Source organism: Edaphobacter sp. (assembly GCF_035532915.1).
Lineage (GTDB): Bacteria > Acidobacteriota > Terriglobia > Terriglobales > Acidobacteriaceae > Edaphobacter.
The window spans coordinates 1-23,033 of sequence record NZ_DATKQC010000164.1; the positions used below are offsets into that span (position 1 = coordinate 1).

Genomic DNA, 23,033 nt, shown 5'->3' on the forward strand with positions numbered 1-23,033 from the left:
TCGCCGTATCAATTGATGATTTGCGGGAATTTCTCTATGGAAGGGCTGCTGAGATCGGCGAACTGCTGCGAGGAGATGTAGAGATTGCGAGGCTGGCACTCGCAAAACACGTTGATCGGCTTGTACTTACGCCGAAAAGCACACCCGATGGCCCTCTTCTCGAAGTTTCCGGCGATATTGAAATTTTCAACGGAAATGAAGAGGGGGAGGGGGTGTGCATCAGTAATGGTGGCCAGAGACGGGATCGAACCGCCGACGCCGGCCTTTTCAGGGCCGCGCTCTACCACTGAGCTATCTGGCCTTGGCATCTAACGCCTCTATCGGGGATCGCCAAGAACGCCCGTGCGTAGCATCTACGCCTGTTGCCCCAGCCTTCTCAGGGGAGCATGTCGCCAGCAGGGAACTGGCAACGCAAACGCATTCCCAGTATAGCAATCCCTGACCATACCGCCAACTTTCCCTTCGCGCTATCCTTGCTCATCCTGCAAGTTGAAGGAAATCCTTATGCTGAGTCGCACTCAACTTTCCCTTTCTGCTATCTTCCTCTGCCTTTTCACCTCCATTGCAGCCCATGCGATTACGCCCAAACGATCGACTGCACAGCAGGAACAGCGAGCCACTCAGGCCTTCAACGCCGCTAAGAAAAATCCTTTACAGCTCCGGGCCTTCCTCGTCAAAATGCCCAAAGGCGCAGATCTGCACATGCATCTCTCCGGCGCCGTCTACGCGGAGACCTTTCTCAAGGACGCCGCCGCAGATCTTCTCTGCGTCAATTCCTCTGCTCTCACTCTCACCAAAAACGTTGGCACCAGCAGCCTCCCTCCGCAGCCCGTCTGCAACAAGGGCGATATCCGCGCCGATAGCGTACTCGAAGACCAACATCTCTACGACGCGCTCGTCGACTCTTTCTCCATGCGCGGCTTCGTCCCCACTGCTGGCACTAGCGGCCACGATCAGTTTTTCGCCACCTTCGACCGTTTCGGCGTGCTCGACGATCACACCGGCGAATGGCTTGACGAGGTCGCCAGGCGCGCCGCCGCCCAGAATGAGCAGTACCTCGAAATCATGAAAACTCCCACCTTCGAGCATGCCGCAAAGCTCGGTTACGACTTAGGCTGGCCTGCGGGGGCCGGTTTACCTTCGGGTTGGCTGGGAGGACAAAAGGAGGTCACTCGTGAACAGTTAGCGAAGCTGCGTGACGCATTGCTTGCGGGTGGTTTGCGCGATGAAGTCGCTATCGACCAGAAGGAACTGGCCGACGCCGAGGCAAATCGGAACGCAATTGAAGGATGCCCTGCGACCCAGCAAACGGCAAAAGAACAGATTTCATCTGTGGATTCGATTGGCGGACCAGCGCACAGCATCGCTTGCGCGGTCCAAATCCGCTTCCTCGGACAGGTCCTCCGTGCCTTTCCTCCGCAAAAGGTCTTTGCCCAGACCCTCCTTTACTTCGAGTTGGCCTCAGTAGACCCCCATGTAGTCGGCATCAACTTTGTCCAACCCGAAGACTCCTATCTCGCAATGTCTGAATACCACCGTCAGATGCAGATGCTCGACTATCTCCACAGCGTCTATCCCCGCGTCCACATCACGCTCCATGCTGGCGAACTCGCGCCCGGCCTCGTCCCACCCGCAGGCCTCCGCTTCCATATCCGCGAGGCCGTCGAGCTAGGCCACGCCGAACGCATCGGCCACGGCGTCGACATCATGTACGAAGAAAATCCGCAGGCGCTCTTAAAAGAGATGGCCACCCGTCACATCATGGTCGAGATCAACCTCACCTCGAACGACGTCATTCTCGGCATCGACCCAGCCCACCACCCATTGCCGATTTACCGTGCCGCGCATGTCCCCGTCGCTCTCTCCACCGACGACGAAGGCGTCTCTCGCATCGATCTCACTAATGAATATGTTCGCGCCGCCCGCGACTTCAACCTCAGCTATGCAGACCTGAAAAACATGTCCCGCACCTCGCTCGAACACAGCTTCCTTCCCGGCCCCAGTCTCTGGCAGCAGCGCGACAACTTCACCCGCACCAACGCAGCCTGTGCTGGCCAGCCTCTGGGCGCAGAAAAGCCAACCACCAAATGCGCAGCATTTCTCCAGTCCAGCAAAAAGGCAACCGAGCAATGGCAACTCGAACACCGCTACGATGTCTTCGAGTCCACCACGCCGTAGGACAGGGGTGGGGAGTCACATCCCAAGCCTTGTCATCCTTCGCCGAAGGCGGAGGACCTGCTTTTCATCAGGCGGTCGGTTCTACTTGTAACAATTACAGTATCTATCTCTTCACAATAACCGCCGCACCTGAATACCGAACTGTCTTGTCGGGTTGTGAAACCAGCGTCTCTCCTGCGCCATGGTCACGCCCGACCCAAACAATATCGAAGGTCCGCTCCTTTGGCATCCCCGGATACTCTCCCTCGCGCGCTCCAAGGGTAAGCGTCTTCGCCGCCTCGTCCCAACGAATCGGAACTACGCTATGCAGCCCCTTCTTGTAGTCGTAGTTATTTCCCTCATCGTTGTAGAGGTTGAAGCTCCCATCCGTGCCCGTGTATACGCGCAGTTCAATCGGCCCGTCAGGATTTTCATCGGCATATTCAATCTCCGGCCCCATCGGCACAATCGACCCCGCCCGCACATACAGCGGAATCTGATCCAGCGGAGCCTCAGCCTCAATCCATCCTCGTCCGGCTACGCGGTCTCCCGTCCAGAAGTCATACCAGACCGGCGAAGCAGGCAGATACACATCCCTCCGCGTAGCTCCCTCGCGCATCACCGGATTCACCATCAGCGCAGGCCCAAACATAAACTGGTCGCCGATGTCCCAGGTCTTCTCATCTCCACGCCAATCCATCACCAGCGGCCTTTGAATGGTGTAATCCTCATTCGTCACCCGCCACGCCAGCGAATAGATATAAGGCATCAGGCGATACCGCAGCTTGTCATACTTCAGCAGAATCGGCTCTACCTTGTCATACGTCCACATCTCGTTATGGTCACGATGCCCATGCGTGCGAAACACCGGGCAGAACGCACCAAACTCAAACCAACGAGCATAAAGCTTCTGATATTCAGGATCATTCGCCGGCCGGTCAAGCGGCTGAAAGTATCCGCCGATATCGGTCGTCCAGTAAGGATTTCCCGACAGCGCAAAGTTCAGCCCAGCCGGCACCTGTCGCCGCAGGTTCATATAGGTGCTGTAGATATCGCCCGACCACGTCGTCGCGCCGTTCCGCTGCTGCCCCAGAAACGCCGACCGTGTCAGCAGAAACACGCGCTTCTGATCGTTCATCTCCTTCCAGTGCTCCTGCACGCCGCCCGTATGCACCAGTGGAAAGATATTCGTATACCGCGCTCCGCTGCCAATCGATAGATGTTTGTTCTGCAGGATCGCATCGCCTGAATGCGGCCACGACTCCTCCGGCTCCGCGCTGTCCAGCCAGAAAGCGTCCCAGTCCATGTCGAACAACTTGCCCGCAAGATTGTTCCAGTAAAAATCCCGCGCCGCAGGATTGGTCGCGTCATAAACATGCGCGTCATAGATATCGAAGTGCTTCGCCGAAATCTTCTTGAAGTTCTCCGAATCCGGATCGAACAATCCCCAAACCGACAGCATGGCGTGGAAGTGCTCATCATGCAGCGTCTTCAACTCGCCGCGCACATCAGGAAAGTTCTTATTGAAGACAGGATCGCCTTCCTTCTGCCACCAGAACCAATCCTGCACAATCCCGTCGATAGGAATATGCTTCTCGCGGTATCGCTTCGCGACATCGAGAACCTCCTGCTGCGAGACGTAGCGGTCCTTCGACTGGAAAAATCCATACGCCCACTTGGGGAACAGTGGCGTATGCCCAGTTAAATTGCGGTACCCATGAATCACCTCATCCAGTTCCGGCCCGTAGATCAGATAGTAGTCCACGGCGTCACCCGCCACCGTTCGGAACGAAAGCTCGGTAGGGAAGCGGTTGTCCACATAAGTCAGCGAAGCCGTGTTCCACATCACGGCATAGCCCTTGCTCGAGACCAGCAGCGGAATCGCTACATCCGTGTTGTTCTGACCCAGCTCAATCGTTGCACCGCGATAGTTGAACATCCCGTTCTGGTGCTGTCCCAACCCATACAGCCCTTCTACTCTGTCCGGAGAAAAGCGGTCGGTCACATGGTAGGCCGTCTCGCCGTTCACCTCGGCCTTTTTGTAGGTGCGCGGTTCGTTGCTACCCTCGCGCAGCAGCGATTTACCTTGCAGATCGCTATAAGTCAGGTTGCCGTGCTTCAGCGAGAACTCCACCTTCAGAGCAGCAGTCGTCAAACTCGCGCTTTTATCATCCTGCGCGAATTGGAAGCTCGCCCCCGGACACGACTTGCTCGGCTCCAGCATCCATGGCTGCACCGGCGAACTCGCTGTCGGATCACCCGGGCCTGCCACTACGTGAATCACATCATCGCCACACACCGTGACGTGCAGACTCTCACCGCCAATCTTCGCGTCCAACCCATGCGCCGTCTGCTCCACCGTAATCGCAGGTAAGCCATGGCTGCCGGGATCAAACTGCGCGAAGGCAGTCGAAAAGGAAGTGCTGCCTGCCAAAATTCCAGCGAGCAAAATATATTGGCCAGCCCGGGTCCCAACCTGGTTCATCGATGTACAAGTCATTGAAAGCATCGTTCTCCTCAAATGCAACGCGCCATCCATTATGTACGACACCGCCCTCGTCGCACCTATTACCACCTGTTACCCACCTATTAACTTAACCTTGTCATCCTTCGCGAAGCGGAGGACCTGGTTCTGTCTCTCCCTCTCTCTCCACACAAACCTGTCATCCCCAGCAAAAGGTGCATCCGGGGCGAATGACCTGTAATTGTTTTTGTCGTCGCTGTCCTCGCAAAGGCATTACCATGTTTCCGTGCGCACATCCCTCGTCCTCACCCTCGCTCTACTCGCTGCCACACCCATCGCCTTCGCGCAAAAAGTAACCCTCCCACTCTGGCCCAACGGTGCACCCGAGACCACGCAGATCCACGGCCCCGAGACCGACATCACCAAGCCCACCGACGCACTCGTCGCCGGAAAGAAGCTGATGCATCTCACTAACATCAGCAAGCCCTCTCTGGCCGTTTACCCGCCCACCACAGCGAACACCGGCGCAGCCGTCCTCGTCTTTCCCGGCGGAGGCTACCGCATTCTCGCCTACGACCTCGAAGGAACGGAAGTCTGCACCTGGCTCAACTCCATCGGCGTGACCTGCGTTCTGGTCAAATACCGCGTCCCCTTCGCTAGGCACTATCCCGAAAACACCGCCGATCTCGAAGACGCACAGCAGGCCATGCGCATCACCCGCGCCCACGCTGCCGAGTGGCACATCGACCCCACCCGCATCGGCGTCCTCGGCTTCTCAGCCGGTGCGCATCTCGCCGCCGTCCTTAGCAACCACCCCGACTTCAAACGCCCTAACGAGCCCGCGAACGAGCCCAGCGCCCGCCCCGACTTTGCCCTCATCATCTATCCCGGCTACCTCTCCGACGCGCCAGCCCTCGACAAACTCGCCCGAGGCATCGACCCCACCTCGAACACGCCGCCCACCTTCCTTCTCCAAGCCGAAGACGATCCCGTCCACGAAGAGAACTCACTGGTCTATTTCCAGGCGTTGAAAGAGGCAAAGGTCCCAGCCGAGCTGCACATCTTCGCTCAAGGCGGCCATGGCTACGGTCTTCGCCCGACGAATCTTCCCATCACCCACTGGCCCGCGCTGGCCGAAACCTGGTTCCACACCATCCACGTCCTCGGAGGCCCAACCGCATCGCCGCAACCCTAGCTCATCCGCGCTAAACTCACTACGAGAGAGACTATGAAAAAGTTACTGTCCACGGTTCTTCAGTTCGTCATGTTCCTCCTTGTCTATGCCATTGGTTCGTTGTTTCCCCCTTTCCACATCCAGCGCATCGTCGCTTCCACTCCTACCTACACGCACATCTTCATCCTGGATGGCCTGCTCATCGCATTGGCTCTCTATATAGTGATCGTTCTGGGCGAGACCCTGATGAAGCGCCGTTGCCAGATCACCTGGACCACCATCGCCTTCGTCCTCGCCATGCTCCTCGGCTACCTGATGAAGTTCGGTTTTATCACCCACGAGTTTTAGATCACCTTACGCCAAAAAACCGGGTGACCCATGTCCCGATTCTTGGACATGGGTCACCACTCAAACTGGAAACTCAAACCGACTGATGTCCTCCACCGAGTCCAAGCCAGACAGCTTCTTCCAACTTCTCGCCGAAGCCCAGCGTCGTCTCGACGACTCGTCCGCCCACCTTCCCGCAAGCCCCGCACCGTCGCTCGACGAAGCTGCCACCGCCATCCTCAACGAAGTGGCGATCAAGCTCCACGACAACTACCCCTACGCCCATCCGCTCTACGCCGGGCAGATGCTCAAGCCGCCCCACCCCATCGCTCGCGCCGCCTACACGCTGGCCATGTCGGTCAACCCCAACAACCACGCCCTCGACGGGGGCCGCGCCAGTTCCGCCATGGAGATCGAAGCCGTCGCCGCCCTCGCCAAGATGTTTGGCTGGCCGCGGCATCTCGGCCACCTCACCAGCGGCGGCACCTTCGCCAACCTCGAAGCCCTCTGGATCGCCGGGCAACTCGCACCCGGCAAGTCCATCGCCGCCTCCGATCAGGCCCACTACACCCACAGCCGCATCTCGGCAGTCCTCGGCCTTCCTTTTGTAAAAATCCCCTCAGACAATACCGGACGCATCGACCTCCGCGCACTCGAGTCGTTGCTTGAAACGCAAACCATTGGCACCGTAGTCGTCACCCTCGGCACCACCTCCATCGGCTCCGTCGACCCGCTCGACGAAATCCTGAAGCTCCAACAGCGCCACAACTTTCGCATCCACGTCGACGCCGCCTACGGCGGCTACTTCACCCTCGCCGATAACCTCACCCCTGAAACCAAGGCGGCCTGCAACGCCATCCCGCAAGCCGATTCCATCGTCATCGACCCGCACAAGCATGGCCTCCAGCCCTACGGCTGCGGCTGCATCCTCTTCCGCGACCCCGCCGTAGGCCGCTTCTACAAGCACGACTCCCCGTACACCTACTTCTCCTCCAAAGACCTTCACCTTGGCGAGATTTCGTTAGAGTGTTCCCGCGCCGGGGCCTCGGCGGTCGCGCTCTGGGCCACCCAGCAGCTCCTGCCCTACATTCCCGGCGGCGACTTTGCGCAAAATCTCGAATCCAGCCATCAAGCCGCCGTCGAACTCCACCGCAACCTCGCCGCCAGCCCTCACTTTGTCACTCCGGCCTTTCCACCTGCCCTCGATATCGTCTTCTGGACAGCAAAATCTCCAACTCCCGAACTTTCTTCCGCCCTCGCCCAGCAAATCTTCGACGAAGCCGCCCGTCACGACCTTCACCTCGCTCTGGCAACTTTACCGGTCCGCTTCTTCCCATCGGCAACCTGGCCGCAAGCTGAACCAGCAGCGAACGTTACCTGTCTTCGTTCGGTGCTGATGAAGCCCGAGCACCTGGCCTGGACCGACGAGATCTGGAAGCGCCTCATTGCATCCGTAACCGTTGCAGAGATAGTCAATACCACCCCCGTACCAAGATGAATCCCTCTTTTCCACGTTGCTTCTTTGGTAAACTAACCGCTATTCGGGGTTACGGATCTTTCATCCCCGGAGGTCGTGTTCTCAGCGACTCCGCCGATAGTAAGCGTTAACCTGGCACCCGGCTCCGGCTTCACCAGCCGACGTTCGGATGAGAAAAGGAAATACCACTTGAGCCTTTCCAACGCGCTCGCCACTGCCTGTCCCGACCTCTCCTCCCGCAGCATCGCCTATTTCTCCATGGAGATTGCCCTTTCTCCCTCCCTTCCCACCTACTCCGGTGGCCTGGGCATGTTGGCGGGCGACACTCTCCGTTCCGCGGCAGACACCTGCCGCCCCATGGTTGCCATCTCGCTGGCACATCGCCGCGGCTACTTCCGCCAGATCCTCGATGCGCAAGGCCAGCAGACCGAAGCGGACGTTCCCTGGTCGCCAGAGGCCACGCTCCCCAGCGCCAACCAGGTCATCGCTCTTTCCATGCAGGGCCGTCAGGTCCTCGTTCGCGCCTGGCGCTTCGACGTCATCGGCGTCACCGGCCACATTATCCCCGTCTTCCTGCTCGATACCAACATTGAAGGCAACGACGAGTGGGACCGTCATCTCACGGACCATCTCTACGGCGGCGACACCTACTACCGTCTCTGCCAGGAGACGATCCTCGGCCTCGGCGGCGTCGCGCTTCTGCGTGCGCTGGACTGCAAGCCCGAGGTCTATCACATGAACGAGGGCCACGCCGCCCTGCTCAGCATCGGCCTTCTCGAAGAACACCTCGCGGGCAATCCTCTTCGTGACGCGCAGGAGATTGACCTAGAAGCTGTCCGCCGCCACTGCGTTTTTACCACCCACACCCCTGTCCCCGCTGGCCACGACCAGTTCGGCCTCGACCAGATGTACCAGGTCCTCGGCCACGACCGCGCCGCGGCCATCGAGCATGCAGGCTGCCTCCACAACGGCCTCATGAACATGACCTACATTGCCCTGCGCTTCTCCCGTTACGTCAACGGAGTCGCCATGCAGCACGGCAAGGTCTCGCAGCTCATGTTCCCTGACTACAAGGTCCACTCCATCACCAATGGAGTCCACGCTGCCACCTGGGTCTCCCCCCACTTTCAGAAGCTGCTCGACGCCGAGGTATCGAGCTGGCGCACCGATAATCAATACTTCCGCTCCGTTTATGGCATTGACCCTGCCCGCATCTCCGCCTGTCACTTCAAAGGCAAGCAGCGCCTCTTCGACGTTCTGGCCAAACGCACCGGCCACCACTTCAATCCGTCGGTCCTGACCCTCGGCTTCGCCCGCCGCGTGGCAACCTACAAGCGCGCCAGCCTGCTGCTCGAAGACCCAGCCCGCCTCGTCGCTATCGCCGAAAAGATTGGCGGCCTGCAGATCCTCTACGCCGGCAAAGCCCATCCCGCCGATAACGCAGGCAAGGGCCTCATTCGCGACGTCTACGCCGCGGCTGCCCGTCTCAACTCCGGCGCCCTGAAGATCCACTATCTCGAAAACTACGACTGGGAACTGGGCGCACTGCTCACCCAGGGTGTCGATGTCTGGGTCAACACTCCTCGCCGTCCCTACGAGGCCTCGGGAACCTCCGGCATGAAGGCCGCGCTCAACGGCGTTCCCTCGCTCTCCGTTCTTGACGGCTGGTGGATCGAGGGCTGTGCCGAGAACGTCACCGGCTGGGCCATCGACGACGCCGAGAGCGAAGAGGCCGAAGCCGCCAATCTCTACGAGAAGCTCGAGAAGCATATCGCTCCCATGTACGCCAATCCCGCTGCCTGGGCGCGGATGCAGCAGCACTGCATCGCCATCAACGGCAGCTTCTTCAATACGCACCGCATGCTGGCGCAATACGTCTGCAATGCCTACTTTCCCTTTCCCCACCTCACTGACTTATCCTCGCCGTCGGCTCCGGTAAACGAACCTGCCGTCGATGTCCTGCTCGATGAAGCTGAGTTGGTCTAACCAGTCTTTGGTTTATTCCTCCGATCTCTGAGTGCGGCCTTTCAGAGCACCGCTCCAAAAGGCCGCTGAATGTCCACCGGCTTCCACAAAGGCCGGAGGATTTTTGAGGCTGGCTCGGCCTAAGTCCCCTGATATCTTTAGCTTGACCTAAAACCATTCTCTACCGCGAGATCGCTTGTCCATTGCTGGCTTTCGACGGTCCTCCGCCCGGCGAAAACCGTGCGCTCGATCCTGATTTCACCTTTGGAACTATTTCTTGACTATGCCTATTGTTTTGAAATATCGTTGCCATCGTCATATAAAAAATAATTTCCAATAAAAATCGGTCTAACCATTTCTTTGTCAGCAATACTTTGGAGGCTCTCAGTGAGCAAACGTTTTATCCCGTATCTCGCTTCTCTTGTTTTTGTTCTCGGCATCATCTTCCTTCCGTCCATGCTCCATGCGCAACTCAGCGGTAAGGGAACCATTCAGGGCACCGTCACCGATCCCACGGGTGCGATCGTCCCTGATGCCAATGTCAAGCTGATTCAGAACAGCACCAACAGTGAGCACGACCAGAAGACCACCAGCTCCGGCTTCTACTCTGTCGCCTCGCTCGACCCCGGCATCTATACCGTCACGGTCAGCGCTCCCGGCTTCCAGACCTATACCCAGCAGAACGTCAGCCTCGATGCCCTCCAGGTCTTTGGCCTCAATATCAAGCTGCAGGTCGGCGCCGCCGACACCACCATCACCGTCTCCACTGCGCCAGCCCCGCTCGACACGACCAATGCCACGCTCGGTACTACCATGGAGAACACGACCTACCAGGCCCTTCCGCTCAATATGGGCGGCGCTCCCCGCGACCCGACCGCGTTCATCTACCTCACCCCCGGCGTCGTCAGCGATGGCCACACCGGCCAGTTCAACGGCGGCCAGAGCTATCACAACGAGACCTATATTGAAGGACTCGCCATCACCGACCCCGTCATCCAGGGCAACAACGCCGACGTCAACCGCGGCGCTTCGGTCGATGCCGTCGATCAGTTTCAGGTCCAGACCTCCGGCAGCTCCGCGCAATATCAAGGTCAAGGCTTTGCCAACTACACGCTCAAATCGGGCAGCAACCAGTTCCACGGCCGCGCCTTCGAGTTCTTCCGCAACACCGTGCTCGACACGTGGGGATGGACACCGAAGAACCAGATCAACCCCGTGACCAAGACCGCCATCAAACCGGTGGAGCGCCAGAACGAGTTCGGCGGCACCTTCGGCGGTCCGATCGTCCGCAACAAGCTCTTTACTTTCTTCTCCTACGATGCCCAGCGTTACCTCAAGGGTTCCAACCCCAGCCTGGTCTCTGTTCCCACGATGGCCGAGCGTAGCGGTGACTTCTCCGCCTTCGCTCCCATCTACGACCCCACCACCACGGTCTGCACCGGCGGCACCTGCACCCGCCAGCAGTTCAGCTACAACGGCCAGCCCAACGTCATTGCGCCCTCGCGTTTCACCAAGATGGCGCAGTTCTATCAGAACTTCATCCCCCAGCCGACCAACAGCTCTCTGGTCAATAACTACCTTGGCGGCTTCAACACCGGCTTTACCTATGCCAAGTACAGCAACAAGCTCGATTGGGACGTCTCCAACAAGAACCGTCTCTCGTTCCTGGTCATGTACGGCAACCGCGCCGCCAACCCGGCCTGCTGCGACTCCAGCGGTCTGCCCGTACCCTTCACAGCGACCGTCGGCAACAAGCAGTTCCAGCTTCTCGGCATCATCGAGGACACCTACTCCATCACCGATCGCTGGATCAACCAGTTGAAGTACGGCATCAGCCGTGGCGGCGGAGTCTCCACCAACCCCGGTGAAGGTCCCCAGTATGCCGCCTCTGCGTCCGGCCTTACCAACCTTCCCACCGGACAGGCCAACGATGCCGCACCGCGCTTTGGCTTCAGCGGCACCAACGCTCCGGCCTCGCTCGGCGGAACGGCGAACTCGAATAACCAGGGCAACTCCGAGTATGGAACCACCTACCTGCTCTACGACTCCATGCAGTACGTCAAGGGCAAGCACTCCATGAGCTGGGGCGGCCAGTACCAGTGGCTCAACGACAACGACACCTCGCTGACCGGCGGGACCTATCTCAATCTGAACTACTCGCCCAACGAGACCGCGACCTTCAAGTCCGGAACCACGGTTAACACTGCCACCGGCGCAGCCTATGCCAGCTTCCTCATCGGCGCGGTCGACGGCGGCGGAATCAGCGACTCCCGCCAGGTCATCACCACGGGGGCGCGCTACTACACCTTCTCGCCCTACTTCCAGGACGATTACAGGGCGACCCAGAAACTCACTCTCAACATCGGGCTGCGCTGGGACCTCTACTCGCCCTTCCACGAGGTCAACAACAAGCTTTCCTTCCTTGATGTCACGCGCGTCAACCCCATCACCGGAACGCTCGGAGCGCTCAACTTCGCTGGGAATGGAACCTACGGCTGCAACTGCTCCACCCCGGTCCGTACCTGGTACAAGAACTTCGGACCTCACCTCGGCTTTGCCTATTCGGTTACTCCGAAGACAGTGGTTCGCGGCGCCTTCGACATCTCCTACACTCACGCAGGCGGCGTCGGCGGACGTGGCGGCGGACGGCAGGGAACCGGCCAGCTCGGCTTCTCCGGCGGCCTCTCGATCGCCTCGCCTGACAACGGCATCACACCGGGCCTCTATCTCACTGATGCAGGCAACAATGCTTTTCCGTCGTATGCGGCCGCCACACCAACCCCTGCCTTCGGCACCGGCTACACCACAACGCCCGGCTATACCGGCGCGCCTAATGGTGTCATCTACGCCGATCCGTATCTCAGCCGCCGCGCTCCGTACTATGAGAACTTCAACTTCGGCGTCCAGCAGGAGCTTTGGCATCAGATGGTTCTCAATGTCGACTACGCTGGCTCCAACGGCCACTTCCTCGGTACCGGCATCGGCCACGGCATCTATTCCAACCAGCTCGATCCTCAGTACTTCAGCCTGGGCAGCATGCTCAACCTTCCTGCCACCGGCGCGAACGTAACCAAGGTGCAGGCGGTGCTGCCATCCTTCAAGCTGCCGTACGCCAACTTCTCACCGAAGGCCACCATCGGGCAGGCGCTGCGTCCCTTTGCCCAGTACAACGGATGGTCCGATGTATGGGGCGACATGGGCAACTCCAACTACGACGCGCTCGAGATCACTCTCAACCAGAAGGCCCGTCACGGTCTGAGCTACACCATCAATTACACCTTCTCGAAGCTCTATGACGATACCGGCACAGGCCGCACCGCCTACGGCAACAACGCGTACACCGAACGAGGGCTTTCCACCACCGACCAGCCCAGCAATGTCTCCGCCTACGCCGTGTGGGAAGAGCCGTTCGGCAAGAACGGCGGCAACCGCTTCGTCAATGCGCTCATCAAGAACTACGCCGTCTCTGGAATCTATCGCTATACCTCTGGATACCCCATCGTCCCCACCGCCTCCGGCTGCGCACAGCCCTTCTCCGGTACGTGCATGCCCAGCGTCAACCCGAACTTCTCCGGCTCGGCCCGCATCAATGGAGGCTACGGAAATGCACTCTACTCCGTCGCCACGACCACACGGTATTTCGATCCGAACGCGTTCCTCGCACCCGGTTCGGGCAGCACGTACACCGCCGGCGTCGCAGGTTCCAAGTCCGGCACCTACCCTGCCTACGTCATCGGCAACTCACCCCGTACCTATCCCTTCGGCCTTCGCGCGCCGGGTGGAGACGATACGGACATGAGCCTCCGCCGAACCTTCGGCATCTACGAACGGCTCAACCTCACCATGCAGGCGGATGTCTTCAACCTGACCAACAACGTTCGATTCAAAGCACCCGGATCGGCCGTCGGAAGCAGCAGCTTCGGTCTCATCACCGGAACCGCCAACTCTTCCCGCGATATCCAGTTCTCGGGCCGCATCGACTTCTAACCAGCCTCAACTAACCCGTCCGGGCCGGGCGCACTCTGCTTTGTAGAGATTGCGTCTGGCCCGGACCTTTTTTGGCCCTCAGGCCTGTTTCCGCAAAATGCGGTTTTTAGTGCAAAAGATGTCTCACCAACCACAGGAAAACCCGCAATTTAACGAATTTTGGCATCTAAACCCGTATAAATAAGATGGATCATCGTAAACTCCCCCTGCGGAAGGAACATCTTTGTCTATTCCTGCTCCCGGCACCGCCACGCTCCCCGCGCTCTGCGTCGACCTTGACGGTACTCTGGTCAAATCCGATACGCTGGTCGACTCGACCCTGGCCCTCGCGCGCCAGAATCCCGCTGCGCTTCTCCAGCTACCGCGCTGGCTGGCAGAGGGCAAGGCAGCCCTCAAGCGCCATATCACCAGCAGGGTAGAGCTGGATGTTGCTCATCTCCCGTACAATCGCGAGCTTCTGCAATATCTTGAGCAGCAGAAGGCCGCCGGGCGCTCCATCTATCTCGCCACCGCAGCCGACTCTGCTTTGGCACACCGCATCGCTGCCCACCTTAATCTCTTCACCGGCGTTCTCGCCTCCGATGGGTCGACCAACCTCGCCGGTTCCAACAAGCTTGCCGCCTTCCGCCAGAGCTTTGGCAACGATTTCACTTACATCGGCAATGCCCGGCCCGACCTCACCCTGCTCCAGCACTGCAAAGAACCTATGGTCGCCAACCCCACGGCGGGACTGCGTGCCGCGCTCCGCGCCAAGGGCATCGTTCCCGTCCGCTCCTTCGACGAGCGTGTCTCCCCGCTCCGTGCGTGGCCAAAGGCCATCCGCATTCACCAATGGGCGAAGAACACCCTGATCTTCCTTCCGCTGCTGCTTGCCCATGCCTGGGACAAAGCGCTCTTTGCCGCGGCGTTTATCGCGTTTCTCAGCTTCGGCCTGTGTGCCTCCGGTACGTACATCGTCAATGATTTGTTGGATTTGGAGGTCGACCGCCAGCATCCACGCAAGCGCCGCCGCCCGTTCGCGTCGGGAGATCTGTCGGCGATCAGCGGCGTCTTCGTCATCGCGCTCTTCCTCGCCGCCTCCGTCTGCCTGGCAATCCTTCTTCCTCACGTGATCAGCCTCATCACGCCTTCGCGCGGGCTGGCTCGTCCCTACCATTTCCTCGAATGGCTCGGAATCTACGCGGTGACGACACTGGCCTACTCGCTGCGCCTCAAGCGGGCAGTCATGGTTGATGTCATTGTTCTCTCAGGGCTTTATACGATCCGGATTCTGGCTGGCTCAGCCGCTACCGGGGTCGCGGTCTCAACCTGGCTGGCCAGCTTCAGCATCTTCTTCTTCCTGTCGCTGGCCTTCGTCAAGCGCTACGCCGAGCTTGAAAACCTGCGGGAACGCGGGGGTGTAACCGCAGGCGGGCGCGGTTACCATATCTCTGATATAGAACAACTTCGCAGCTTCGGTTCGGCGAGCGGCTATGTCTCGGTTGCTGTTCTCACGCTCTATATCTCCAACCTCAACACGGCACAGCTTTATCACCACACAAATCGTCTATGGCTATTGGTGCCCATTCTCCTGCTCTGGATAAGCCTTCTCTGGCTGCGAGCCTCGCGCGGCGAACTCGACGAGGACCCCGTTGTCTACGCCATCACCGACCGGCGCAGCCTGCTGCTCGGCCTGGCTGTAGTGGTAGTCGTTCTTCTGGCGCTGTGAGAAGTTCTAAAATCTCCACGCAGTCGTGTCAGCCGTGCAAGACGACGATTGGAAAAGATGCTCGTATGAGCAGGAACTATCTCACATCCTCCATGCTTCGCCGCGAACTCAGCGCGCGGAGCATGGCGCTGACCCGCAGCCAGAAGCTACTGCACGATCTCTCTCCGGGAGCAAACCCGGTCGTAATCTTCGGACGAGACGAGCAAGGACGCCACGGCAACTTCCACCCAAACTCCTATGGTCGAATTTGTGCCAACGCCGCCTGGGCTCGCCGTCTCACCAAGGTTCACACCGCATCCCGCCGCTCGCGGGCCCGCAAAGACTGCCAGTGGATGGAACTCGATTCCGCCAATAGCTCCGACGCGTTGCTGATGAGCATCTTCTGTCATACCGAGGTCTTCGACGAGGGCAAGCTCAATATCCGCATCGCCAATCTGCTCAACGTCGACCCTGCCGCGCAACCCCGCTTCGGCGTTCACCCCGGCATTCCGCTTCGCAACGGCCATCTCGATCGCACCGAGATCGACCTCCATCTGGGCAATCTCTTCATCGAGGCAAAGCTCACCGAAAGCAGCTTCCAAAACGCCCGTCCCCGCCTGATCGAACGCTACCGCGACCTCGAAACCCTCTTCGACGTCACACGCCTGCCGTGGACAGCCGACGGCATCGTGCAGGGATATCAGTTGATCCGCAACGTTCTTGCTGCCTTCGCCAGCGACACCAGTTTCTGCGTCCTGTGCGACGGCCGCCGACACGATCTCATCGAGATCTGGTATTCCGTCCTGTCCGCAGTCCACTACCCCAGCTTCGCATGGCGTCTGAAGCTGCTCACATGGCAGGAGCTGGCGACCACCCTCCCCGCCGACCTCCAGCAATTTCTGGAGATCAAATACGGTATAGTTCCGGCCTGATCTACTCGCTTCCGGGTCCGTGGCGGGGCTTGCCTTCCTGCACATAGTTGCGGTTCCACTTCGGTATCTCGACCACATAAGTTCCCGGCTTCTCGATCACCGCCTGACAGCCAAGCCTCGAGTTCAACTGGATATCGGCGGCGGTTTCCATGCGGTCAAGTTCTAAGTCTTCCGGTTCGCTCACGCCTTGCATTCCCTCCTTCACCCACAGGTGACAGGTGGTACAGGCGCACACGCCGCCACAGGCGTGATCGAGAAAGATGTCATAGTTCTCCGCGACATCGAGAAACGACATGGGCTGCCCATGGCCTTCATACGGCAGCGAGTCGAATGGAAACTCCACCGTCCGTCCCTCGGGCTCAAACGTAACCCGAACCATTCCTTCGCCCGCAGGCTTCGACAAATCCACGACTTCATTTTTATTGTTTTCAGACATAATCAATCTTCCGTTGACTCTCCGGCCGTAGCCTCATCGTTGATAGAATCTTCAATTCTCCTGGTCTCTGCCTCGGCTTCAGCCTTTGAATCCAGCATCTGCGCCTTGGCAAAGGGATGCGGCGCCGTCGGCCCCTCACCCATGCTCTCGCCCGCCGCGCCCATCGTCTTGCCTTTCATGGCGCCGGAGACGGCAGTATCCATCATCAGTTCCGCGAACCGTCGCGTCGCCTTATCCAGCCCTTCAATCGACCGCCGGATCAGCTTGTAATCTCCACCCTGTATCGAGGCCTTCAGTTCGTTGACGCCCTGTTCGATCTTCGCAATCTCATCAGAGGTCAACTGCTGCCAGGCCTCATGAGCTTTGCCCTTCTCCACCGCCGCCAGAATCGTCTCAGCTTCGTTCTTCGCTTCGATGACTTGGCGCTCCTGAATGTCCTGCTCGGCGTAGTCGAACGAGGCGAGAATCATCGACTCCACCTGCTCATCGGTGAGTCCATAGGTCGGCTTCACCTCGACCTCAGCCTCTTTGCCGCTGCGCTGCTCGCGCGCGCTGACATGCAGAATGCCATTGGCGTCGATCAGAAACTTCACTTCGATGCGCGGCAGCCCGGCCACCATCGGCGGAATCCCTTTCAGATCGAACCGGGCCAGCGACCGGCAATCCTTCGCCAGCTCTCGCTCTCCCTGCACGACATGGATGGCCACATTCGTCTGCCCGTCTACACCTGTCGTAAAGTGTTCGGTCGCGCTCGCAGGAATCGTCGAGTTCCGTTGAATGATCTTTGCGACTACCCCCCCCAGCGCCTCAATGCCCAGCGAAAGCGGAGTGACGTCGAGCAGCAGCAAATCCTCTGTAGCCGCTGAACCGCCAGCCAGAATCTGCGCCTGCACCGCCGCACCCAGCGCTACGACCTCATCCGGATTCAGCTCCGTATGCGGCTTCTTGCCGCGCGCGCCCAGCCCGAACAACTCATCCACGAGTCGCCGCACCGCAGGAATCCGTGTCGAGCCGCCGACCAGCACGACCTCGTCGATCTGCTCCACCGACAAACCTGCATCCTTCAAAGCCTGCTTGCAGGGGCCTGCGGTTCGTCCAATCACACCAGCCGACAACTCTTCAAACTGGCCGCGCGTGATCTCGCGCAGATATCGCTTGCCGCTGGGCAGCAGCACATTCAGCATCGCCGTCTCAGCCACCGACAGCAGGATCTTTGCCTCAATCACCGCCTTGCGAATCTCCTGTATGGCCTCGCCATTGCCGCGCACCTCCTCGCCCAGATCTCCGGCGATGTCGTCGAGCGCAATGGCAATCAGCAGGTTGTCGATGTCGTCGCCGCCAAGGTGGGTATCGCCGCCCGTGGCGATCACTTCAAAGATTCCCTCATGCAGCTTCAGAATCGAGATATCGAACGTGCCGCCGCCAAAGTCATAGACAGCGATCAGGCCATCTTTATTTTTGTTCAGCCCATAGGCCAGCGCCGCGGCCGTCGGCTCATTCACCAGCCGCAAAACCTCCAGCCCGGCGATCCGTCCCGCGTCCTTTGTGGCCTGTCTCTGGGCGTCGTTGAAGTAGGCCGGAACCGTAATCACCGCCTTCGTCACCGGGCCGCCAAAAAACCGCTCCGCATTTTTCTTCAACTTCATCAGCACATAAGCCGAAATCTCCGGCGGCGTCATCGTCAGGCCGCCCACATTCAGCCGCAGCACCTCACCCGGCTGCAATCCCTCGGCTAGCTTGAAGGGGAACAGCTTCAACTCCTCCTGCACATCGGCGAGGTCGCGTCCCATCAGTCTCTTGGCCGAATAGACCGCACTTGTCGAATCCGACAGCAGGGTTCCACGTGCGGCATTCCCCACGACTACACCCTCGTCGGTCCATGCCACGACCGACGGCACCAGCCGTTCGCCGTCCTCACCCGGAATGACGACCGGCGTCTCCCCCTCCATGAACGCCACCAGCGAGTTGGTCGTGCCCAGGTCGATTCCTACAACGCGTTGCTCAGCCATAACCTGCAAATCCTCTATCGTTTCAATGCCTCTTTCTATTGTCCTACAAACCGGGCCGCCACTACGGCGCAACCGACAGGAGATGCCATGCATCCTTGCGCGATATTCTGGCATTTTTCGCTAAAGATCTATCGCAGCGGCATGATAACGTCTCTCCATGGAACTCAACCCCTACGAGAAATTCCTGGCCGGTCAGGAACCAATTCCCGTCCTTACCTCCACCGCCGACCACCTCGCCGCGCTCACCACCCCGCTCTCCGGCGCGCAGATCGACCGCGCCCCCGCTCCGGGTAAATGGAGCATCCGCGAGATCGCCGCCCACCTCGCCGACTGCGAACTCGTCTTCAGCTTTCGTCTGCGCCAGACCCTCAGCCAGAAACATGCGCTCATCCGCCCCTTCGATCAGAATGCCTGGGCCACGCGCTACGGCGCCTATGATCTCGACTCCGCGCTGGCTCTCTTCAAGGCGGCTCGCAACTGGAACCTCCGGCTGCTCACCACGGTCTCCGAAGAAGACCGTCACCGCCCCACGACCCACCCCGAACGCGGCACCATGACCTTCTGGACGCTGGTCGAAACCATGGCTGGCCACGACATCAACCACCTGCAGCAGATCGAACGCCTCGCCGCAACCTAAGCCAGCTACTCCAAAGCCTCATTCACATCTCGAACAAGGTTGCGTAGATAGCTCCGCTTGTTCAGCAGAGCGACCATCGCATCCCTGGCAGCAGCCTTTCCTGCTTCATCGCCCGCATCCAGCGCCTCATCCCATCGCGCCCAATATCCCTCAAGCTCGGCCTGCGTCTCCACCATCTTTGCGTCAAACGAGTCCTTCGCCGTCATCAGGTCGCGGCGCAGCTCCGGCTCGTCCTCGCCCATCTGCCTGGCGGCGCGCATCTCCTGAAGCTGCATGTTCAGCTCAAAGACCTCTTCGAGCAGCTCCGGCGGGACGATCTGCTTCTTTTGCCCACCCGTAGCCCGAGCCGCATCGGTCGCGGCCTTGGACTGTTCCTCCAGCTCCACGCCCTGCAGCTTCAGCAGATACTGCGTCCGCAGCACCGGGTCTTTCAAAGCGCGGTAAGCATCGTTCAACTGAGAGGATTGCGCCAGCGCAGCCTCCTGCTCTGCCACAGGCCTCGAAGCGAAACGGTCTGGATGCAGCTTGCGCGAGAGCACGTAGAACTGCTTCTCAAGCGCCGCCGTATCAATCTGCAATTTGGCCGGAAGGCTGAAGACCTCGAAGTAATTCGACATAAGCAAACATCTCTCCGTCCTCATGGAGAGGACAGATTTAGAATACGGCAATGCCCTCGAAGTCTCTCCTTATGCTCCTCGCCGCCATTCTTGTTGCACTTCCTGCCTCACTGCCAGCACAGCAAGCATCGAAGACGCCCACCGCCGAATCGGAGTCCTCCTGGCAGGCAGCCATCAAGGCCCGCCGCGAACAGCTCATCCAGCAGAACGGTCCCGGCACCGACGCCGCTCTGCGCAGCCAGCTGCTCGTCATGCGCGATAAAGATCAGTCAGTACGTGGTTTTGCTGGTGGCAAACAAGTCTCCGGCATGACGCCTGACATGCTCGCGAAGATGCCAGCGACAGACGCCGAGCTTACGCAGGAGCTGAAGCAGATCGTCGAGCAGAAGGGCTGGCCGACCATCTCGCTGGTCGGCATCGAAGCCTCCAACGGAGCCATGCTCGTCCTCACGCACAGTGCCGATCACGCCTGGCAGGCGAAGCTTTTGCCGCAGCTCGAACAACTCGCCGATGCCAGCAGGATCGATGCTTCCAGCCTCGCTCTCGTGGTCGATAAGGAGCTGGTATCGGAAGGGAAGTTACAGCGCTACGGCACCCAGTTCAAATTCGTCAACGGAGAGATGGCAATGTACGGCGTCGAAGACCCGGGCGGCCTTGATCGCATACGAGCGCGAGCGTTGCTGCCGCCGATGGATTTCTACAAGCAGATGCTGTCGCAGATCTATCAGGTGAAGGCGGGCAATGCCATCGTCAGCGCAACGCCACCGGCAGCAAAAGAGGATTAGAAAGAGAACTACAGAGTTCACTAAGCGGTAAAGCTCGACCCGCACCCGCAACTCTTGGTCGAGTTCGGGTTGATGAAGTTGAATCCCTGCCGCATCAGCGACTCTTCATAGTCCAGTACCATGCCGTGCAGGTAGATAAAGCTCTTGGGGTCCACGAAGAGGCGAATCGGAGCGCCATTTGTCGGATCGTTCACCGTCTCGAGACCGGCGCCGAACGAATACACGCGGTCGCGTTCACGCGGCTGTGAATCGAACCGGATGTTGTAGCTCAGGCCAGAGCAGCCACCACCCTGAATGCCAACCCGCAGGCCACCCTGCTCCGGCGATACGCCTTCCTTCGCCATGGCAACGCGAATCCGCTTCAGCGCCTTCTCGGTAATTTGGATGCCCTTTTGCGCAGGCTCCTGCCCTTCGGCCGTCAGCACCGTCATCCCAGCCAGCGGGTCTTTCGCCGGACCAGCCGGGGCTTCTCTCTGCGCGCTCCTGCTCGTCTCGGTGTGTAAACCTACCAACGCCATGATGTACTCCCTAACAACACGACCACGGATGTTCACGGATGACACGGATAAGAACAAGTAGGTCCTGGTCTTTAAATCCGCGCTCATCCGCACTGATCCGCGGTCGCGCCTTGCTTTGTAACTAGTGAGCCGCAGCCGTCGCAGTCGCTGTCTCAGCGACGTTGTTCTTCTTCTTCCAGTCGCCAATCGCCGCACGGATCGCATCTTCTGCAAGAACCGAGCAGTGAATCTTGACCGGAGGAAGCGCCAGCTCCTTCACGATGTCCGTATTCGTAATCGTAAGCGCCTCGGCAACCGTTTTGCCCTTCACCCACTCTGTAGCGAGCGAAGAAGAGGCAATCGCCGAACCGCAACCGAAGGTCTTGAACTTCGCGTCTTCGATCACCTGTGTCTCTGGGTTTACGCGAATCTGCAGACGCATGACGTCACCGCACTCCGGCGCGCCGACGAGCCCGGTACCAACCTCGTCCGAAGTCTTGTCCATCTGTCCAACGTTCCGCGGATTGTTGTAGTGGTCAATTACCTTATCGCTGTATGCCATGTCATTCTCCTTCTAGCTTGTTTCTAATTTCTACTCGATGAGCCAGCGCCTTAGTGCGCCGCCCATTCAATCTTGGTAAGGTCGATGCCTTCTTTCACCATCTCGTACAGGGGAGAAAGTTCGCGCAGCTTCGATACCACGTCAATCACCTTGTCCGAAACGTAATCCACTTCAGCCTTGGTGTTGAAGCGTCCAAGCCCAAACCGGATCGAGCTGTGCGCCACATCGTCGCCGAGTCCCAAAGCCTTCAATACATAAGATGGCTCAAGTGTCGCCGAGGTGCAGGCCGAACCGGAAGAAACCGCGATGTCGTTGATTCCCATCAGCAGGCTCTCGCCCTCGACATGAACGAAGCTCATGTTGAGGTTGCCCGGCAGATGGTGCTCCATATTGCCGTTCACATGAATGTAGTCGAGCGCTTTCTCGAACTTCGCCCTGAGGTAGTCGCGAAGCTCCATCTCACGCTTGGCTTCGGCTTCCATCTCGTTGCTGCAGATCTCGCAGGCTGCGCCCAGGCCAACAATGCCGGGAACGTTCAGCGTGCCCGAACGCATGCCGCGCTCATGGCCGCCGCCGTTGACCTGCTCTGAGATCTGCACGCGGGGGTTGCGGCGGCGAACATACAGCGCGCCTACACCCTTCGGCCCATAGATCTTGTGGCCCGAGAGCGAAAGCACATCGATGTTGTCTGCAATCACGTTGACCGGAACCTTGCCCACAGCCTGCACCGCGTCGGTGTGGAAGATGACGCCCTTCTCGTGGCACAGCTTGCCAATTTCGGCGATGGGCTGGATGACGCCAATCTCGTTATTCGCATACATGATCGAGACCAGGATGGTCTTGTCATCCATCGCCCGCTTCAGATCTTCGAGGTCGATCAGGCCGTCCGCCTGCACTGGCAGATAGGTCACACGGAAGCCCTGCTTCTCCAGCTTCTTGCAGGTGTCCAGAATCGCCTTGTGCTCCGTGACCTGGGTGATGATGTGGTTGCCGCGCTCGCGGTACATCTCGGCGATGCCCTTCAGCGCAAGGTTGTTCGACTCGGTCGCGCCGCTGGTGAAGATAATCTCCTTGGAGGTCGCGCCGATCAGCTTGGCGATCTGTTCGCGCGCCTTGTCCACCGCCTGTTCAGCTTCCCAGCCGAACGAGTGGTTGCGGCTGGCCGCATTGCCGAACTTTGCCCCAAAGTAAGGCATCATCGCCTCCAGAATTCGGGGGTCCAGCGGCGTGGTCGCATGGTTGTCCATGTAGATCGGCAGATGCACGCCCGCCGGCAGCGGTGTCGCAGACTCTGTAACTATCATCCCGTTATCGCTCATA

At 59.3% G+C, this 23,033-nt stretch carries 17 protein-coding genes and 1 tRNA gene; 10 read left to right on the plus strand and 8 right to left on the minus strand.

The window, feature by feature from the left end; genetic code table 11:
- Nucleotides 1-226: 226 nt before the first annotated feature.
- Nucleotides 227-301 (minus strand) — tRNA-Phe (locus VMU57_RS07950).
- Nucleotides 302-504: 203 nt separating this feature from the next.
- Between VMU57_RS07950 and VMU57_RS07955 the strand changes: the two genes are divergently transcribed.
- The gene (locus VMU57_RS07955; RefSeq protein ID WP_325382207.1) at nucleotides 505-2,178 is read left to right on the plus strand and encodes an adenosine deaminase; all 1,674 of its coding nucleotides are present in this window, start codon (nucleotides 505-507) and stop codon (nucleotides 2,176-2,178) included.
- Between the two features lie 103 nt (nucleotides 2,179-2,281).
- Here the strand turns inward: VMU57_RS07955 and VMU57_RS07960 are convergent, their stop codons facing one another.
- Entirely contained in the window at nucleotides 2,282-4,657 is a 2,376-nt protein-coding gene (locus VMU57_RS07960; RefSeq protein WP_325382209.1) for a TIM-barrel domain-containing protein, read from the minus strand.
- A gap of 250 nt (nucleotides 4,658-4,907) precedes the next feature.
- Here VMU57_RS07960 and VMU57_RS07965 point away from each other — a divergent pair, with 250 nt between their 5' ends.
- The 7 genes from VMU57_RS07965 to VMU57_RS07995 all read left to right on the plus strand — a co-directional run bounded on the left by VMU57_RS07965 (nucleotide 4,908) and on the right by VMU57_RS07995 (nucleotide 16,170).
- The gene (locus VMU57_RS07965; RefSeq protein ID WP_325382211.1) at nucleotides 4,908-5,816 is read left to right on the plus strand and encodes an alpha/beta hydrolase; all 909 of its coding nucleotides are present in this window, start codon (nucleotides 4,908-4,910) and stop codon (nucleotides 5,814-5,816) included.
- 33 nt (nucleotides 5,817-5,849) lie between these two features.
- Nucleotides 5,850-6,143 (plus strand): hypothetical protein, encoded by a 294-nt coding sequence (locus VMU57_RS07970; protein ID WP_325382213.1) that lies wholly within the window; start codon nucleotides 5,850-5,852, stop codon nucleotides 6,141-6,143.
- An 85-nt stretch (nucleotides 6,144-6,228) separates the two neighbouring features.
- The gene (locus tag VMU57_RS07975) at nucleotides 6,229-7,620 is read left to right on the plus strand and encodes a pyridoxal phosphate-dependent decarboxylase family protein (protein ID WP_325382215.1); all 1,392 of its coding nucleotides are present in this window, start codon (nucleotides 6,229-6,231) and stop codon (nucleotides 7,618-7,620) included.
- A 168-nt stretch (nucleotides 7,621-7,788) separates the two neighbouring features.
- A complete protein-coding gene (gene glgP / locus VMU57_RS07980; protein ID WP_325382217.1) occupies nucleotides 7,789-9,585 on the plus strand; it encodes an alpha-glucan family phosphorylase in 1,797 nt (598 codons plus the stop codon).
- 366 nt (nucleotides 9,586-9,951) lie between these two features.
- Complete coding sequence (locus VMU57_RS07985) at nucleotides 9,952-13,551, plus strand: carboxypeptidase-like regulatory domain-containing protein (protein WP_325382219.1); 3,600 nt, start codon at nucleotides 9,952-9,954, stop codon at nucleotides 13,549-13,551.
- 223 nt (nucleotides 13,552-13,774) lie between these two features.
- Nucleotides 13,775-15,259 carry a UbiA family prenyltransferase gene (locus VMU57_RS07990; protein ID WP_325382221.1) on the plus strand — a complete coding sequence of 495 codons (1,485 nt, stop codon included), beginning with the start codon at nucleotides 13,775-13,777 and terminating at the stop codon, nucleotides 15,257-15,259.
- 65 nt (nucleotides 15,260-15,324) lie between these two features.
- Nucleotides 15,325-16,170, plus strand: coding sequence for a PGN_0703 family putative restriction endonuclease (locus VMU57_RS07995; protein ID WP_325382222.1), 846 nt, complete (start codon nucleotides 15,325-15,327; stop codon nucleotides 16,168-16,170).
- A 1-nt stretch (nucleotide 16,171) separates the two neighbouring features.
- On the opposite strand, the gene VMU57_RS08000 is transcribed toward VMU57_RS07995, so the two are convergent.
- Nucleotides 16,172-16,606, minus strand: a complete 435-nt coding sequence (locus VMU57_RS08000; protein ID WP_188552870.1) for a 2Fe-2S iron-sulfur cluster-binding protein — start codon at nucleotides 16,604-16,606, stop codon at nucleotides 16,172-16,174.
- A 2-nt stretch (nucleotides 16,607-16,608) separates the two neighbouring features.
- Nucleotides 16,609-18,615 (minus strand): Fe-S protein assembly chaperone HscA, encoded by a 2,007-nt coding sequence (gene hscA, locus VMU57_RS08005; protein ID WP_325382226.1) that lies wholly within the window; start codon nucleotides 18,613-18,615, stop codon nucleotides 16,609-16,611.
- A gap of 157 nt (nucleotides 18,616-18,772) precedes the next feature.
- Between hscA and VMU57_RS08010 the strand changes: the two genes are divergently transcribed.
- On the plus strand, nucleotides 18,773-19,252 hold the full coding sequence (locus VMU57_RS08010; RefSeq protein WP_325382228.1) for a DinB family protein: 480 nt from the start codon (nucleotides 18,773-18,775) through the stop codon (nucleotides 19,250-19,252).
- A gap of 5 nt (nucleotides 19,253-19,257) precedes the next feature.
- Here the strand turns inward: VMU57_RS08010 and hscB are convergent, their stop codons facing one another.
- On the minus strand, nucleotides 19,258-19,869 hold the full coding sequence (hscB, locus tag VMU57_RS08015; protein ID WP_325382230.1) for a Fe-S protein assembly co-chaperone HscB: 612 nt from the start codon (nucleotides 19,867-19,869) through the stop codon (nucleotides 19,258-19,260).
- A gap of 50 nt (nucleotides 19,870-19,919) precedes the next feature.
- Here hscB and VMU57_RS08020 point away from each other — a divergent pair, with 50 nt between their 5' ends.
- A complete protein-coding gene (locus tag VMU57_RS08020; protein ID WP_325382232.1) occupies nucleotides 19,920-20,654 on the plus strand; it encodes a DUF6624 domain-containing protein in 735 nt (244 codons plus the stop codon).
- Nucleotides 20,655-20,674: 20 nt separating this feature from the next.
- Here the strand turns inward: VMU57_RS08020 and VMU57_RS08025 are convergent, their stop codons facing one another.
- The 3 genes from VMU57_RS08025 to VMU57_RS08035 all read right to left on the minus strand — a co-directional run bounded on the left by VMU57_RS08025 (nucleotide 20,675) and on the right by VMU57_RS08035 (nucleotide 22,978).
- Nucleotides 20,675-21,172, minus strand: a complete 498-nt coding sequence (locus tag VMU57_RS08025) for an iron-sulfur cluster assembly accessory protein (RefSeq protein ID WP_325382234.1) — start codon at nucleotides 21,170-21,172, stop codon at nucleotides 20,675-20,677.
- Nucleotides 21,173-21,293: 121 nt separating this feature from the next.
- Nucleotides 21,294-21,713, minus strand: a complete 420-nt coding sequence (gene iscU / locus VMU57_RS08030) for a Fe-S cluster assembly scaffold IscU (RefSeq protein WP_325382236.1) — start codon at nucleotides 21,711-21,713, stop codon at nucleotides 21,294-21,296.
- Nucleotides 21,714-21,763: 50 nt separating this feature from the next.
- Nucleotides 21,764-22,978 (minus strand): IscS subfamily cysteine desulfurase, encoded by a 1,215-nt coding sequence (locus VMU57_RS08035; protein WP_349255562.1) that lies wholly within the window; start codon nucleotides 22,976-22,978, stop codon nucleotides 21,764-21,766.
- Nucleotides 22,979-23,033 lie beyond the last annotated feature (55 nt).